This is a genomic window from Pedobacter sp. CAN_A7, from assembly GCF_015752175.1.
Classification (GTDB): domain Bacteria; phylum Bacteroidota; class Bacteroidia; order Sphingobacteriales; family Sphingobacteriaceae; genus Pedobacter.
Window position 1 is genome coordinate 152,443 of record NZ_JADOUW010000003.1, and the last position, 15,770, is coordinate 168,212.

General features: G+C 41.9%; 15 protein-coding genes. 5 read left to right on the top strand and 10 right to left on the bottom strand.

Features of this window, described 5'->3' with window-relative positions; genetic code table 11:
• Nucleotides 1-6: 6 nt before the first annotated feature.
• Nucleotides 7-3,036 carry a SusC/RagA family TonB-linked outer membrane protein gene (locus IWX76_RS12090; protein ID WP_334641855.1) on the bottom strand — a complete coding sequence of 1,010 codons (3,030 nt, stop codon included), beginning with the start codon at nucleotides 3,034-3,036 and terminating at the stop codon, nucleotides 7-9.
• 243 nt (nucleotides 3,037-3,279) lie between these two features.
• On the opposite strand from IWX76_RS12090, the gene IWX76_RS12095 reads away from it, so the two are divergent.
• Genes IWX76_RS12095 through IWX76_RS18090 form a run of 3 tightly spaced genes read left to right on the top strand, consistent with a single transcriptional unit; the run spans nucleotide 3,280 to nucleotide 4,424 of the window.
• Entirely contained in the window at nucleotides 3,280-4,059 is a 780-nt protein-coding gene (locus IWX76_RS12095; RefSeq protein WP_196860191.1) for a 3-keto-disaccharide hydrolase, read from the top strand.
• A gap of 50 nt (nucleotides 4,060-4,109) precedes the next feature.
• Complete coding sequence (locus IWX76_RS12100) at nucleotides 4,110-4,289, top strand: DUF6496 domain-containing protein (RefSeq protein ID WP_196860192.1); 180 nt, start codon at nucleotides 4,110-4,112, stop codon at nucleotides 4,287-4,289.
• Nucleotides 4,290-4,301: 12 nt separating this feature from the next.
• On the top strand, nucleotides 4,302-4,424 hold the full coding sequence (locus tag IWX76_RS18090) for a hypothetical protein (protein ID WP_334641856.1): 123 nt from the start codon (nucleotides 4,302-4,304) through the stop codon (nucleotides 4,422-4,424).
• Nucleotides 4,425-4,436: 12 nt separating this feature from the next.
• On the opposite strand, the gene IWX76_RS12105 is transcribed toward IWX76_RS18090, so the two are convergent.
• The 9 genes from IWX76_RS12105 to IWX76_RS12145 all read right to left on the bottom strand — a co-directional run bounded on the left by IWX76_RS12105 (nucleotide 4,437) and on the right by IWX76_RS12145 (nucleotide 12,531).
• Nucleotides 4,437-5,234 (bottom strand): AraC family transcriptional regulator, encoded by a 798-nt coding sequence (locus tag IWX76_RS12105; RefSeq protein WP_334641857.1) that lies wholly within the window; start codon nucleotides 5,232-5,234, stop codon nucleotides 4,437-4,439.
• 101 nt (nucleotides 5,235-5,335) lie between these two features.
• Entirely contained in the window at nucleotides 5,336-6,124 is a 789-nt protein-coding gene (locus tag IWX76_RS12110; RefSeq protein ID WP_196860194.1) for an SDR family oxidoreductase, read from the bottom strand.
• A 3-nt stretch (nucleotides 6,125-6,127) separates the two neighbouring features.
• A complete protein-coding gene (locus IWX76_RS12115) occupies nucleotides 6,128-6,964 on the bottom strand; it encodes an amidohydrolase family protein (protein WP_196860195.1) in 837 nt (278 codons plus the stop codon).
• Nucleotides 6,951-7,808, bottom strand: coding sequence for a fumarylacetoacetate hydrolase family protein (locus IWX76_RS12120; RefSeq protein ID WP_196860196.1), 858 nt, complete (start codon nucleotides 7,806-7,808; stop codon nucleotides 6,951-6,953). Before IWX76_RS12120 ends, IWX76_RS12115 begins: the two co-directional genes overlap by 14 nt.
• Before the next feature lie 9 nt (nucleotides 7,809-7,817).
• On the bottom strand, nucleotides 7,818-8,582 hold the full coding sequence (locus tag IWX76_RS12125) for an SDR family NAD(P)-dependent oxidoreductase (protein WP_196860197.1): 765 nt from the start codon (nucleotides 8,580-8,582) through the stop codon (nucleotides 7,818-7,820).
• A gap of 9 nt (nucleotides 8,583-8,591) precedes the next feature.
• Nucleotides 8,592-10,253, bottom strand: coding sequence for a UxaA family hydrolase (locus tag IWX76_RS12130; protein WP_196860198.1), 1,662 nt, complete (start codon nucleotides 10,251-10,253; stop codon nucleotides 8,592-8,594).
• Between the two features lie 3 nt (nucleotides 10,254-10,256).
• A complete protein-coding gene (locus IWX76_RS12135) occupies nucleotides 10,257-10,592 on the bottom strand; it encodes an L-rhamnose mutarotase (protein ID WP_196860199.1) in 336 nt (111 codons plus the stop codon).
• Entirely contained in the window at nucleotides 10,561-11,802 is a 1,242-nt protein-coding gene (fucP, locus tag IWX76_RS12140; RefSeq protein ID WP_196860200.1) for an L-fucose:H+ symporter permease, read from the bottom strand. Before fucP ends, IWX76_RS12135 begins: the two co-directional genes overlap by 32 nt.
• A gap of 300 nt (nucleotides 11,803-12,102) precedes the next feature.
• Nucleotides 12,103-12,531, bottom strand: a complete 429-nt coding sequence (locus IWX76_RS12145; protein WP_196860201.1) for a CBS domain-containing protein — start codon at nucleotides 12,529-12,531, stop codon at nucleotides 12,103-12,105.
• 210 nt (nucleotides 12,532-12,741) lie between these two features.
• On the opposite strand from IWX76_RS12145, the gene IWX76_RS12150 reads away from it, so the two are divergent.
• Both IWX76_RS12150 and IWX76_RS12155 read left to right on the top strand, forming a co-directional pair.
• The gene (locus tag IWX76_RS12150) at nucleotides 12,742-13,917 is read left to right on the top strand and encodes an acetyl-CoA C-acyltransferase (RefSeq protein WP_196860202.1); all 1,176 of its coding nucleotides are present in this window, start codon (nucleotides 12,742-12,744) and stop codon (nucleotides 13,915-13,917) included.
• Nucleotides 13,918-14,108: 191 nt separating this feature from the next.
• Nucleotides 14,109-15,749 carry a peptide MFS transporter gene (locus tag IWX76_RS12155; protein ID WP_196860203.1) on the top strand — a complete coding sequence of 547 codons (1,641 nt, stop codon included), beginning with the start codon at nucleotides 14,109-14,111 and terminating at the stop codon, nucleotides 15,747-15,749.
• Nucleotides 15,750-15,770: the final 21 nt, after the last annotated feature.

Below are 15,770 nucleotides of genomic sequence, written 5' to 3' on the forward strand. Positions count from 1 at the left end.
TAATAATTAAAGAGAAAAGTTTACGCCAAAGTTGAATGTTCTGGCTGCCGGATACGATACATATTCGATACCTGCAGATGGAACGCCGTTGATATTTTTATCCACATTAACCTCTGGGTCAAAGCCGCTATATTTAGTGATCACAAATAAGTTTTGTCCATTTAAAAACACATTTAGGCCTTTTATTGATTTACCAATGTTACCTATATTGTAATTTAATGTAGCATTCGCTAATTTTAAGTAATCACCTTTTTCAATATATCTGGATGAAGCGGCAATAGGATTCGCTAAAGATTCCTGAATTGGGTTATCCAACAATTCCGATGCAACGTTTCTTCCGGTACCAAGGTTGGCAATCGGCAATACAGAGTTCGCTGTATTGTTATAAATATCCTGGCCCAATGAACCATTGAAATTAGCGGTTACGCTAAACTTTTTATAACTGAAAGAAGTACTTAAGCCTAAGATAACGTTTGGATTAGGGTTACCCACATAGTAATAAGAGAAACCGTCATCGGTGTAAGTAGAGAAACCTGATTGGTCTAAGCCAGTGAATTCACGGGTAACCATCGCAAACAATGGAAGACCATTCTGGATCACCTCTAAAGTTACACCACTTAAACCTTGTCCGCTTAAGGAACCGGTTTTAATAACACCTACAATATCCTGCACTTCATTTTTGATGAAGGTCGCATTACCACCAATGGACCAAGAAATATTTTCTTTCTGTATCACGTTGGCATTCAAACTTAACTCTACCCCTTTATTGGTAATCTTTCCGGGTAAGTTAACCCAGGTTACTGTTACCCCTGCATTAGCAGGCACCAAAGGAATTTGCGGGAACAATAAGTCTGTGGTTGTTTTATTGAAGTAATCAATGGAACCACTAATTTTGTTACCAAACAAAGCAAAATCTGCACCGATATTGGTTTGCTCATCTGCCTGCCATTTCAACTTGGTGTTTTCATTGTTTACCCCCACCAATGATTGCTCACCACTGGAGTACGTAATGTTATACCTTTGTTGCGATGATCCCGATGGGAATTCCTGGTTACCTGTCTTACCATAACCTACCCTCAGTTTTAACTGATTTAACCAGTTCACATCCGTTAAGAAACTTTCATTTTTAATGTTCCATGCTGCAGCGAAAGATGGAAAATAACCATACTTATTTTCCGATCCAAAACGGGTAGATCCATCTGCCCTGAAAGTGGCTGTTAACAAGTACTTATCATCATAATTTAAAATAGCACGAGCGAAATACGATTGTAATTCTGTCGTAGGGTCATTGTACGAGTTAATCACCCGGTTAGCTGGTGCAGTAGCCTGCATCGCATCAGTATAATCAACAGCGATTTCGCCAAAACCTTTGGAGTTACTATTTAAACCTTTGTTCACATAATTGGTGTATTCATAACCTAAAATGGCATTCAAGTTTAATTTACTGGCAATCTCCTTGTTTAAGTTTAAGGTATTCGTAAACTGGTGAGTTAATAACTCACTGTTTCCTATGTTTGCATAACCGCCTAGGAAGTCGCCATTGGCTTCAATACCTGGCAAATTCAAATAACTACGGGTAGAGGAGCGCCTAACCCCCTGGCTGTAATTTAAACTCACTAACATCCGGTATTCTAACCAGGGTGTTATTTTGTAATAAGGCGAAACTGTACCTAAAATTGTACTGACTTTAGATTTATCACTGGTGGCTTCCGACATCACCATAGGGTTGATGGTCGTAGATCCACGTTCGATGAATAATGTGCCATCCTGATTATACATCGGGCGTGTTGGGTTCCATGCTAAAGCCTGACTAATTAAACTGCCTGTAAAACCGGCATCTGTTGTAATTGGCGCAATATTCTCCAGGTACTGGCTGGTGTTTAAAGTCACATCTAATCCCAATTTTTTACTGTCCAGAAACCTGAAGTTACCATTAAATGAACCACTGTATTTTTTGAAATCAGTTTTTCTCAAAATACCTTGCTGGTCCTGGTACCCTAAGGAGGCGCGGTAGGTATTATTCTCATTACCACCACTTAAACCCACAGAATAATTCTGGTTGTAAGCGGTACGGGTAATGGCATCAATGGCGTCAACGTTGCCACCAAAATCACCTGTTGTTTGTCCGTATTTTTGTAAGGCAGCTCTGTATTGGTCTCCGTCAAGGATATCGACCCGGCGTGCCAGGTTACTTACCCCTGTTGATGCAGAAACGTCAATTTTAGTATCCCCACTTTGTCCACGTTTAGTGGTAATCAAAACCACCCCATAGGCAGCCCTGGAACCATAAATGGCTGTTGCTGACGCATCCTTCAGGATTTCCATAGAAGCAATGTCCTGCGGATTAAGGAAGTTCAGCGGGTTACCCCCTGGAACCGTTCCAACACCACCACTTTGAGATGGGCGGGCAGATCCATTAGGTAGTGCTACTCCATCAACTACATATAAAGGTTGTCCAGAGCCTGTAATGGCAGTATTACCACGGATTCTAACCGTAGTCGACCCTCCTGGTTGTCCACTATTGTTAATCATCTGGACACCTGCAACTTTACCCTGAATTAATTGATCAGGGGCAATGAGCGGACCTTTGTTGAAATCTTTAGCACCCACAGTGGTGGCTGCACCTGTTAAATCACTTTTTCGTACAGATCCATAACCCACAACCGTTACCATTTCCAGGTCATTGGCAGAGGACAGCGATACATTGATCACAGTTCTGCTATTAATGGAAATTGTTTGTGATTGCATCCCTACATAGCTAAATGTAAGTTGCGTTACGCCAGCTGGTACATTGACAACAAATTTACCATCTGCATTGGTTAATACACTGGCGCTGGTCCCTGCAGGAGTTACCGTTGCACCAATTAAGGTGTTATTCTCATTATCTCTTACCACACCACTGACCACGGATTGTGCAAAAGCAGGTAGCGTCATAAAAAAGAAGAGAATCAAGCTGAGCATTGTTTTTTGCAACAATGCGAATTTGTGATGGACTGCGAAAGCAGCCCATTCCTGAGGTGGTAGAAATAGGTTCATAATTTGGTTAGTTTTGTTTAAAAAAAATTGTACTTGGTGGTCCTTGTAATAATTTTTAAATAGTTGAGTGATAGATCACCCAGCTTAAATTTACATTAATCTTCTTAAACAACACAACAAATGCAATAAAAAATAAAATTTGTTGCGTAAGGCCCGATCCTCCTAAAAGATGTAAATATTCTTATCTTTAAATGCGCTGAAACAATCTATCTTTATTAAGCATTAAACCGATTATCAAAAATTATGAAATTAAACGCAGCAATCATCACCACGACCTTATTATGTTCAAGCCTGGGTGCCACTTTTGCACAGGATAAAGCGAAACCAGAAGATACCGAGTTTTATACCCCGGTTCCTAAAGTAGTTACTCCTGGAAAAGCCGTGGTTGAAGCACCTTCCGATGCCCTGATCCTTTTTGATGGTAAAAACCTCGACCAATGGGTATCTACCAACGACCGATCTAAAAAAGCACCTTGGAAAGTTGCCAACGGTGTATTTACAGTAGACAAGAAAACAGGCAATATTGAAACTAAACAATCTTTTAACAATTACCAGTTACACCTGGAATGGCAGATCCCTGCAAATATCAATGGTAAAGGACAAGGTCGCGGTAATAGCGGATTATTCCTTGCTTCTATTGGCGAAGGAGACCTTGGTTATGAGTTACAGATCCTTGATGCCGATAACAACCCTACCTATACCAATGGTATGGCAGGCAGTATTTATAAACAAACTACCCCATTGGCCAATCCAGCCAGAAAAGTAGGTGAATGGCAAACTTACGACATCATCTGGACTGCACCAACTTTCAACGCAGACAGCAGTTTAAAAACCCCGGCAAGAGTGACCGCATTTTTTAACGGTGTTTTAATACAAAACAATTTTGAGTTGAAAGGACCTACCCAATATATTGGACAGGCTGCATACCGCAAAGCACATGGGCCTTCACCAATTAAATTGCAGTCGCATGGTGACCCTAGTGAGCCGATCAGCTTCAGAAATATCTGGATCAGGGAATTGTAAACCTTTTTAGTCATCAGTTGTTCTTACCAAAAGATCTAATCTGAAAGGTTATGGCGAAATATTCAGAAAAAGCAGCAGAGAAAGTAAAAGAATCCATGCACGAACAGAAAAAAGGCACCTTAAAAACAGGAAATGGAAAGAAGGTTACTTCTAAAAAACAAGCCGTTGCCATTGGACTTTCCGAAGCGCGTAAAGCGGGTGCTAAAGTTTCTAAAAAGAAAGATGACTAAATAAAACAACCTATGAAGACTTCAAAAAATCCAACCGAAAAAAAAGAAACTGAATCAAAAAAGTCTAAAGGCGCAAAACCTGAAGAAGATACTTCCGCAAAGGATGCCAAGAAAGTAAAGGTGACCAAAAAGTAGTCTGTGCTATTTTTAGCGAACCACCATAAAATGCTTCTGGTAGGTCAGCGGACTTTTTCCAGTAATTTGCTTAAAGGATTTATGAAAACTTGCAAAGTTATGAAAACCACTCTCATAACACACCTGTTTAATATCCATAGCATTATCGATCAATAACTTACAAGCCTTACCCACCTTCATCTCTGTTAAAAACTGAGAATAAGTTTTATGGGTAAGGCTTTTAAAATACCGGCAAAAAGAGGTCGGACTAATACGCGCCACTGCTGCTATTTCCTCCAGTGATATCTTTGATTTATAATTTGCATACGAATAGGCATAAACATCCCTAATGCGCTCATCAGCAACTTCCTCCTGCACCTGAACATATCCTAAAGACGATAACAGCTCCAAGTCAGCACATTTTGCAATGACTAATAAACTTTGCATCAGCAAAATAAGCCTGTCGGTACCCTCGGCTAGTAACATTTCTTCTAAATATTCCGCCACTTTAATTGCACTTGCACCACGGATTCTGATACCCCGGTTAGCTTGTTGCAGTACCGATTTTAAACGTTTATTTTCAGGAAGGTTTAGAAAGTACTCACCAAAAAAGTTTTCTGTAAAATGTGCCACCTTTACATCAGCTTGGAGATGGTTTGTTTCCGAAATCACACGGCCGTCAAAGCGCCAGTAATGAGGCAAATTTGCCCCTACCAACAGTAAATCGCCAGGTGCAAAAGCCGAAATATTATCCCCAATAAACTGTGTTCCCTCCCCCTGGTTAAAATAAATAAGCTCCACTTCCGTATGGTAGTGAAGCTTATTGTTCATGCTCGGCATTAAATCATGCCGAACACTAAAACTCTCATTTGGGTATTTAGATATTTTTAACAATTGTGGTTTCATAGCCGCTCCTGCTTAGGGCCTTAAAACTAGTCTTTATTTATGGCCCTGTCAAGATGTACATACCCTCCATCAACGTGTATCAACTGCCCGGTGGTGTGACTCGACCGTTCAGATAATAGAAATACAGCTGTCTGTGCAATCTCTTCTGCCTTTGTCATGCGGCTTTCTAAAGGAATTTTTGCAGTGATCGACTGTAACTTCGCTTCAGGATTTTCCAGGCTATTGATCCAGGTATGATACAATGGAGTATAACATTCGGCTACAATAATCGCATTCACGCGGATTCCGAAAGGCAATAATTCTACCGCCCATTCTCTCGTCAGCGCATTTCTGGCGCCATTCGATGCGGCATAACCTGAAGTTCCTCCCTGTCCGGTTTCAGCTACCTTAGACCCGATATTTAAAATTACCCCTTTCGAGGCTTTTAAGGCGGTTAAACTTTCCTGTGCCAGTAAAAAATAGTGCACCACATTTTTATGAAGACTGCTCATAAATGCTTCATACGATCCTTTTGCTAAACTCACGCTGTCGTTTACCCCAGCATTGTTTACCAATCCATCAATGCGGCCATAAGTTGCTAGCACCGCTGCAACAGCGCTTTTACAAGCCTCAGGATCCGAAAGTTCTGCTTCTACCTGACCCGCCTGAAAGCCCAGCTGATGTAGTGCTTTAACTACCAGCAGGTTATCCACTTCTTTCCGTCCAATAATTACAGGTATGGCACCTTCCTGTGCCAGCATGTTTACGATGGCTTCGCCGATACCCTTTGCCCCACCGCTGACGATAAACACTTTATCCTTTAATTGTAAATCCATATTTTATATACTGATTTGATAAAAATCCAGGGCATTTAAACCCCAGAAACGCGCCTGTTCGTCTTTAGAAAAACCAGCCATATAATCTTCCATAATCCCAAAAACTTCATCATATGATGCAGCCAGTAAACAAACCGGCCAATCTGACCCAAATATTAAACGTTCGGTGCCAAAAGATTCAAACAGCACATCCAGGTAGGGCCGGAAATCTGCCTTTTTCCAATGCTGTAAATCAGCCTCGGTAACCATACCAGACACTTTGCAGTATATGTTTTCATATTCCGCAAGTCCATTGATGTCCTTCGCCCAATCGTCCAGGTGTTGGTTTTTAATGTCAGGTTTCCCCAAATGATCCACCACAAAAGCCTGACCAGGATGCGCTGCAACTAATTCCCGCGCATAAATCAGCTGATCAGGTAAGATGAGCAAGTCGTAAGTATAACCGAAACGGCTTAGTGATTTCATGCCACGCTGGAACTGAGGATTTAACATCAAGGCACGATCCGCTTCCCCCTGTAAGATATGACGGAAGCCTTTTAACTTCTCATATGGGAGCATGGCTTCTAGCTTTTCTTCCAAATTTTCAGCTTGTAAGTCAACCCACCCCACTACACCTTTGATGAAATCATACTTCACTGCATTCTTTAACTGAAATATGTTTTCTTCCTTATGTTGAGCAGATTGAATAACTACACTTCCAGAAAATCCATGCTGCTTAAGCAAGGGCTCCAACTGTATGGGTAGGTAATCGCTACGCAATACCGCCATTTCTTCCGTTATCCAGTTGTCGCGTTCAGCATTATATTTCCAGAAATGCTGATGGCCATCAATTTTTAGCATAAGCTTTTACCACCTGCCTAGAAGTCCCTAACCCATCAATACCCAGTTCTACCACATCGCCTGGTTTCAGGTATACTGGCGGGTTAAAGCCAAGCCCAACACCTGCTGGGGTTCCTGTAGAGATTACATCTCCAGGCAATAAGGTCATAAACTGACTCACATAAGCAATCACAAAAGGTATGTCAAATATAAAGTTGCTGGTATTGCCATCCTGCATCATTTCACCATTTACGCTTAACCATAAACGCAGCTGGTTCACATCGCCAATTTCCGAAGGTGTTGCTAAAAACGGACCCAAAGGTGCAAAGGTATCACAACCTTTTCCTTTATCCCATGTGCCATTTCTTTCCAGTTGGAAGGCTCTTTCAGATACATCGTTGTGTAAGACATAACCCGCTACATAATCTAAGGCTTCATCCTTTTCAACATAGGATGCTTTTTTACCAATTACAACAGCCAATTCTACCTCCCAATCGGTTTTTACCGAGTTTTTAGGGATCACAATCTCATCATTCGGACCAACTATGGCTGTGGTCGATTTCATAAAGATGATTGGCTCTGGTGGCAATGCCGCACCGGTTTCCTTCGCATGATCTGCATAGTTTAAACCGATACAGATTAACTTAGAAGGCCTGCCAATTGGCGATGCTAAACGCACATCATCCGCAACTACGGTCAGCTGCCCTTCTTGTGCAGTCAAAAATGCTTCTAGTCTGTTTAAACCATCGTTTTCAAAAAACCGCTCATCGTAATCTTCTCCAAAAGCCGAGGTATCATATTTAACATTGTTTATAATTACACCTGTTTTCTCCTCACCTTCGGCACCCCATCTAATTAATTTCATTCTTGTTTTTTAGTTATTTAATTTAATAAAACCTCCGTCTATCGGATAATCATTTCCTGTTACAAATCCTGCCTCATCTGAACACAAGTATAAAGCTAAGCTGGCTACTTCTTCTGGTTTGCCCATACGGCCTACAGGCTGACTAGCAGACAACCTATCAAAAGTTTCCTGTTCCTTACCTGCGTAATTTTTAGCTATAAATCCGTCTACAAATGGCGTGTGCACCCTCGCTGGCGAAATGCTGTTACAGCGGATATTGTCGCCGATGTAATCCCGTGCCACTGATAAGGTCATGGCCGCTATAGCTCCTTTACTCATTGAATAGGCAAAACGGTCTGTAATGCCTACAACAGCGGCTATAGAAGCCATGTTCAGGATCACTCCACCGCCTTTTTCCTTCATCATTGGGATTGCTGCATGCAAACAATTGTAAGCACCCTTTACGTTCACATTAAAAACGCGTACAAAATCTTCTTCAGTTGTGGTATCGGCTTTACCAATATGGGCGATACCCGCATTATTAACCAAAATATCAATAAGCCCTATTTCATTTAAGGTTTGTTGCACACGAAGCTGACTGCTCACATCGCAACTGTGACTTTTAGCATGTCCTTCTGCTAGGGCAATATCGTTAACCGTATCGGTTGCTGATGCTGCATCTAATTCCAGGATATGCACCTGTGCACCCCGGCTTGCAAATAGTAGCGCAATGGCTCTTCCTATTCCACTGCCGCCACCAGTGATGACAGCAACTTTTCCGTTTAAACTAAACATTTGATCTATTTATAGTGAAACTCCTCTTTTCCATGGAATAAAATCATCCTGACCAAGCCTTACCGACGCTGGTTTCTCCTGTCCGCTGGCTACGGCAATCACATACTGCAAAATACGTTCACCCATTTCGGCAATCGTTTCCGTCCCTTCAATGATGGTCCCGCAGTTAATATCGATAATATCAGGCATTTTTTCGAATAACTTGGTATTGGTGCTTAATTTGATCACCGGTGTTATGGGATTTCCTGTCGGAGTTCCCAAACCAGTCGTAAACAAAACGATGTTTGCGCCTGCCGCAACTTCCGCTGTGGTACTCTCCACATCGCTTCCTGGCGTACACAATAAGTTCAACCCTGCCGTATCTACCTTCTCCGGATAATCAAGCACAGCTGCTACCGGAGCATTACCAGCCTTTTTTGCAGCACCAGCAGATTTAATGGCATCTGTGATTAAACCATCCTTAATGTTTCCAGGAGATGGATTAGCATAAAATCCTGATCCTGTGGATTCTGCAAGTTCATTATAGCGGCGCATCAGGTGCATAAAACGTCCCGCAGTTTCTTCATCCACACAGCGATCACTAAGTTCCTGCTCTACACCACATAGCTCTGGAAACTCGGCTAAAATAACACTTCCACCCATGGCAATCAGCAAATCAGATACATGCCCTAATGCGGGATTGGCTGAAATACCGGAAAAACCATCAGAACCCCCACATTCCAAACCGATACACAATTTTGATAAAGGTGCTGGCTGGCGTTCCTGTTGGTTAGCTTGCATCAAACCAGCAAATGTTTGTTTAAGGGCCGTCTCCAGCAATACTTTTTCAGTGCCTAATTGTTGTTGCTCCAACACAAAAAGAGGTTTTTTAAAATTCGGATCTCTTTTCTGAATCTCTGCAGTCAATATACTGGCCTGCGCATGCTGGCAACCCAGACTTAATACCGTTGCTCCGGCAACATTAGGGTGAGTGATGTAACCTGCCAGCAGTCCGCAAAGCGCCTCCGAATCTAAACGGGTACCACCGCATCCCATATCGTGACTTAAAAATTTAATGCCATCAATGTTCTTAAACAAGGGATGTGTCGCTGTTGCTTCCGCCGACTGCTGAAAGTCGGCCTGCAAAATATCTTCCACACTTTTACCCGTTTGATACAGATCAATTAATTGATCTACTTCGTTTTCATAGCTTTTTGCCTTTCTAAAACCCAGCTTATCCACCAGCGCTTCCTTCATCACCTCCAGATTTCTGTTTTCACAAAAGACCAGCGGAATCACCAACCAGTAATTAGCGGTTCCTACCGAACCATCAGGACGATGATAACCCATAAAGGTCCTATCGCTAAAAGCGGAAACATCAGGTTTGTTCCAAGTGGTTTTACGGTCGCCCAACTGGTAATCGGCTGCCGCGTGTACCAGGTTATCAATGGTTACCGCTGCCCCCTTAGCCACAAAAGCAGAGGCCTTGCCCACTAGTACACCGTACATGTAAACCGGAGATCCCGCTTCAAGTTCAACAGCAGTAAATTTGTGCTTAGCTTGCACCGGCGTCAATAATTCAAACTGGTCATGCCCAGTATCTATTGGAAAGCCCGCAGGCAAATCAGTTAAAGCTACCCATAAGTTATCTACCTCATTAATCTGTATATAAAGGCTTTTTGTAATTTCCATTTTTTATAATTCGAATACTTTATTCATTAAAACCCATTTTTCTCCGGGCTTAGCACCGGGCACCGCCTGTTGATACTTCCACATCAGGCGTTCCCATTCCTGCACCTTTTCATCATGATGGTCGGCTTCATTTTTCTTTTCAAAACTAAAACTGTCCACTACCTCCATGATCATCATCAGGCGTTGTTCAAACCTGTAAATCTCCATGTTGGCAATGCCACTGTTTTTAATGCTTTGTATAATTTCAGGCCAAACCTGGCGATGCATGGCTTCATATTCGCTGATCAGTTTCTGATCGTTAACCAGATCAAGCGTCAGACAAAATCTTCTTATCGGCATTTGTTATTTCGTTTTCGTTTTTTACTTGATATCCTTTTAGTCCATACATAAATACCACCACAAAACAAGCCATAGGAATTAGGAAAGCAATGGATGTGGCATAATGATCGGCCAGTAAACCCATAAAATAAGGTACCAGAGCCCCGCCTACAATGGACATGATTAAAAATGAAGAGGCTTTTTTAGTGTGATGTCCCAGGTTTTTAATACTCAGGGCAAATATGGTTGGGAACATAATGGACATAAAGAAAAATATGGCCAGCAAGGCATAAACCGATATCCAAGCCTGATTTAATACCACCACCACACAAAGAATGATATTGATGAAGGCATAGGCAGCCAGAAGTTTTGGTGCCGCTACATAACGCATGGCTACGGTACCTACAAAACGACCGGCAGTAAACAAGATGAGGGCAACAGATAATAAAGTGGCGGCTTTGGCATTGCTGATACCTACACCATTGTCTGTACAATAGTTAATAAATAAGGCCGCAACACCTACCTGTGCAGCAACATAGAAAAACTGTGTAACTACCCCCAGGGTGAAGTGGGAATGCTGTAACATAGGTTTACCCACCCGGCTGCCTTGCTGCAACAACTCATCTTCTTTAATCTCAGGCAAGGTGGTTTTCACAAAGATACCTGCAACCACCAGCACTACTATGCCGATGATGACATAAACCATTTTTACGGACTCCAGACTTTCAGGGTTATTGCTTTGGCTATCGCCAAAAAACAGAAAAGAAGCAATGATGGGCCCCATAAAGGAACCAACGCCATTAAAACACTGGCTTACATTTAAACGATGGGCCGCCGTTTCCGGGCTTCCCAATACCGTTACATATGGGTTAGCCGCTGTTTCCAGACAGGTTAATCCAGAAGCCAGGATAAACAGTGCCAGGAGAAATAAATTGAAACTGGCAGCTTCTGCAGCAGGATAAAATAAAAATGCACCGAAAGCGTACAGCAATAAACCTAAAATGATCCCGGTTTTATAACCATAACGGTTCATCAGGTAACCTGCCGGCAAGGCAATCAGAAAATATGCACCGAAATAAGCCGCCTGCAATAAGGTAGAGCGACTTTTGGTTACATTCAGCGTTTCCTGAAAATGTTTGTTTAATACATCGAGTAGACCATAAGCAAAACCCCATAAAAAAAACAGGGAAGTGATCATGATGATGGGCAGCAAGTATTTGTTCTTTGACATAGTTTATGTTTGGTACCCAAAGAAAAGTAAAAATGCAGCTTAAAAGTGTATATTATTATCCAATTTATAAGCAATTTTATCATACATCATTATTCGAAGGCAGGAGGTATTGCATAAGCGCATGCATTGCCCAGTGCTGGAGCTATGCATCATATTTAAGGTTAACTCCTGTATATCTCCTGTATATCGCGTATAGATTTTACCGAACCGGATATACAAGAGATATAGAGGAGAGATACAGGAGACTACCACAGCTTACAAGTTAAACCCGACTAATCTCCAATCGAAATCTGAGCAATTTTAACTGCTGATGTAATTTTCTAAAGCGTTAATGGTTTGCTTTTGGTCTTCAATTATGAATTTCACCACATCACCAATAGAAACAAGTCCTTTAACTTCATTATTTTCTATTACAGGCAAGTGCCTGATGCGCCTGTCGGTCATTATTTTCATACAATCCTCAATAGAATCCCTGAGTTTTATGGTGGTCAACTCTGCTGTCATAACTTCCTCAATTGGGGTGCTGGCAGATGACTTACCCTGCAAAACTATTTTCCTGGCGTAGTCACGTTCCGTAAAAATCCCCAGCAGGGCGCCATTTTCCTGTACCAGTAACGAGCTGATATTTTTCTCCATCAATAATTGTAAGGCTTCCAACACGGATGTTGCCGGCGTAACACTATAAACTAAAGTCGATTTGGTGGCCAGAAGCTGCTGAACTGTTTTCATAATCAAGTGTTTGCATTAAAATTAATTAAAATATAAGTGGAATACAAAACAATATTTTACCGCTACTTCATTTGTAACCATAAAATTTCAGTGAATTTACCTTATACACCGCAATGTTAATTAACTTTGAATTTGATCATAAATAACTAACGGATGAAACTATCATCCAATGACAGCTTCATTACCATAAAAAAACAAATATAAAAACTGATGAGAGAAGTAGTAATTGTTTCCGCATGCCGTACGCCAATTGGTATTTTCGGTGGTGCATTAGCTGGGTTTTCAGCTACCCAACTGGGTGGCATCGCCATTAAAGCAGCCATAGAAAGAGCGGGTATCCGCGCAGAAGATGTTCAGGAAGTATATATGGGCAACGTGTTATCAGCAAACATTGGCCAGGCCCCTGCCACGCAAGCCGCAAAAAGTGCTGGTCTTCCCGACCTGCCTGCCACAACAATAAATAAAGTTTGTGCATCTGGAACTAAGGCCATTATGTTAGCTGCACAAAGCATTGCTTTAGGTGACAATGACATCATTGTTGCTGGTGGCATGGAAAGCATGAGCAATGTTCCCTATTATTTAGACAAGGCCCGTAACGGTTACCGTTTAGGTCACGGACAACTGACCGACGGACTTGTAAAAGATGGGCTATGGGATGTTTATAACGATTACCATATGGGGTCGGCTGCTGAATTATGTGCCGATGAATGTAACATCAGCCGTGAGGCCCAAGATGAATATGCCATTGCCTCTTATACCAAAGCGCAAGCTGCGCAGGCAGACGGTCGTTTTATGGACGAAATTGTTCCAGTTGAAGTGAAGGACCGTAAAGGTGCCATAACCTTAATTAGCGTAGATGAGGAACCCGCAGCCGTGAAGTTTGAGAAAATTACCGGCTTAAAACCTGTATTCAAAAAAGAAGGTACAGTAACTGCAGCCAATGCGTCGACCCTTAATGATGGTGCCGCAGCCTTGGTATTGATGAGTGCTGAAAAAGCCGCTGAATTAGGTGTAACACCCCTAGCCAAAATTATTGGTTATGCCGATGCACAACAGGCACCGGAATGGTTTACCACAGCTCCTGCGAAGGCCATCCCATTGGCACTGACTAAAGCAAATATTGAATTAAAAGATGTTGATTATTTTGAAATCAATGAAGCTTTCTCGGTAGTTTCTCTGGCTAATAACCAATTATTAAATATTGATACTCAAAAAGTTAACATCAATGGCGGAGCTGTTGCTTTAGGTCACCCACTGGGTGCCTCTGGGGCCAGAATTGTAGTTACCCTGCTCCATGTACTTAAGCAAAACCAAGGTAAAATTGGTGTTGCCGGTATTTGTAATGGCGGTGGTGGTGCCAGTGCACTGGTACTCGAAAACCTTTAAAACATATAGCCTTGCTTCCGGCAATCTCCACCGAAAGGAGTGCCGGGAACAGGCTTATAATCCGCTCTATCTCGTCCGATCAGCCCTTTCTAACTGCCGAACCCTGAAATTAAAAATTTGATAGTTTGCGTTTAGGTCATTACCTTGCGAGATACTACACTTAGTTAACACACAAAAAAAACTAAAAGTTGATGACTGAATCTGTAAAAGCGAGGCATCCGAAAGGACTGCCCGTTTTATTTTTTACCGAAATGTGGGAGCGTTTCGGCTACTACTTAATGCTGGGTATTTTGTTATTATACCTAAAAGACCCTAAAGGGGGCTTTGGCTTCGACAACGCAGAAGCGGCCGACATTGTAGGAACCTATTTAGGACTCGTTTACCTCACTCCATTTTTAGGCGGCTTACTGGCCGACAGGATTTTAGGCTACCGCAAATCCATTATCATCGGTGGCTTTTTGATGTCAGCAGGTTACTTCTGCCTCGCCTTTCCATCTATTGAAATATTCTGGCTGGCCGTTTTGCTTATTGTACTCGGAAACGGATTATTTAAACCAAACATTTCCACGTTGTTAGGTAACTTGTATTCAAGTCCGGAGAACAAACCTTTAAAAGATTCTGGGTACAACATCTTTTACATGGGAATAAACCTGGGTGCCTTTATCTGTAATTTTGTTGCCGCTTACATGCGTAATGAATACGGATGGGGATATGCCTTTGGTGCAGCTGGTGTAGGGATGTTTTTGGGTGTCATCTGGTTTATTTTAGGCGACAAACACATTAAACATGCCGATGTGATGAAACCTGCCAATCCGGAGGATATGCCAGTGAGTAAAGTTATGTATTTTGTGATGATACCGATGTTGGTTTTCGGACTTATTGGTTGGTTTATACCTGGCAATATCTTTGGATCTGATTCTACCGATGCATTTATTGTTGCTTGTATTCCGGTGATTTCATTTTATGTAAACTTATTAGTTAAATCAAATAAAGAAGATAAATCACGTATTGGCGCCCTACTCGCTATTTTTGCAGTGGTGGTTGTTTTCTGGGCGGTGTTTAAACAAAACTCCTCTGCCCTGACCAATTACGCAGAAACGTATACTGATCGCCAGATCGGCGATAAAACGGCTAACCTTGTGCAGCCTTTCGGCATGGTGGTTGAATTGACTACCGAACAGGATTCCTTCCCTAAACACGACCCTTTCTTTAAACCGCTAAAAGATGCTAATGGAGAGAACATTTTGGAAATGACGCCAAACCCCTACTTCCATAACCTGGATAAGGCAGACTGGCCAGCAGAAAAAGAACCGGTAAAGCTAATTTCTACGGAAATCTTTCAATCGGTTAACCCTTTCTTTATCATTTTGCTTACCCCTGTGGTCATCTCCTTCTTTAGCTTCCTCAGGAAAAGAGGCAAAGAACCGTCTACACCAGCAAAAATAGGCTATGGCTTATTGATAACCGGCTTGTCGACCTCTATTATGGCCTTTGCTATTTATTCGACAGACATTACCATGGAGAAATCATCAGCCTGGTGGCTGATTGGTTCTTATGCCGTGGTGACCATTGGAGAGTTGTTTTTGTCGCCAATCGGATTATCGCTGGTTTCAAAAGTAGCACCAGCACGATTAACTTCCCTGATGATGGGTGGCTGGTTCCTGGCTACCTCTATTGGCAACAAATTATCAGGCGTATTAGCTTCTTTATGGGATACTTACGAACAGAAGGCTAATTTCTTTTGGGTAAACTGTATTGCCTGTATGTTAGCAGGACTGGTTATTTTCGCTATGATCAAATGGCTGAGGGAAGTAATTAATAAACACGCATAATCAAATCATCAACACATAATA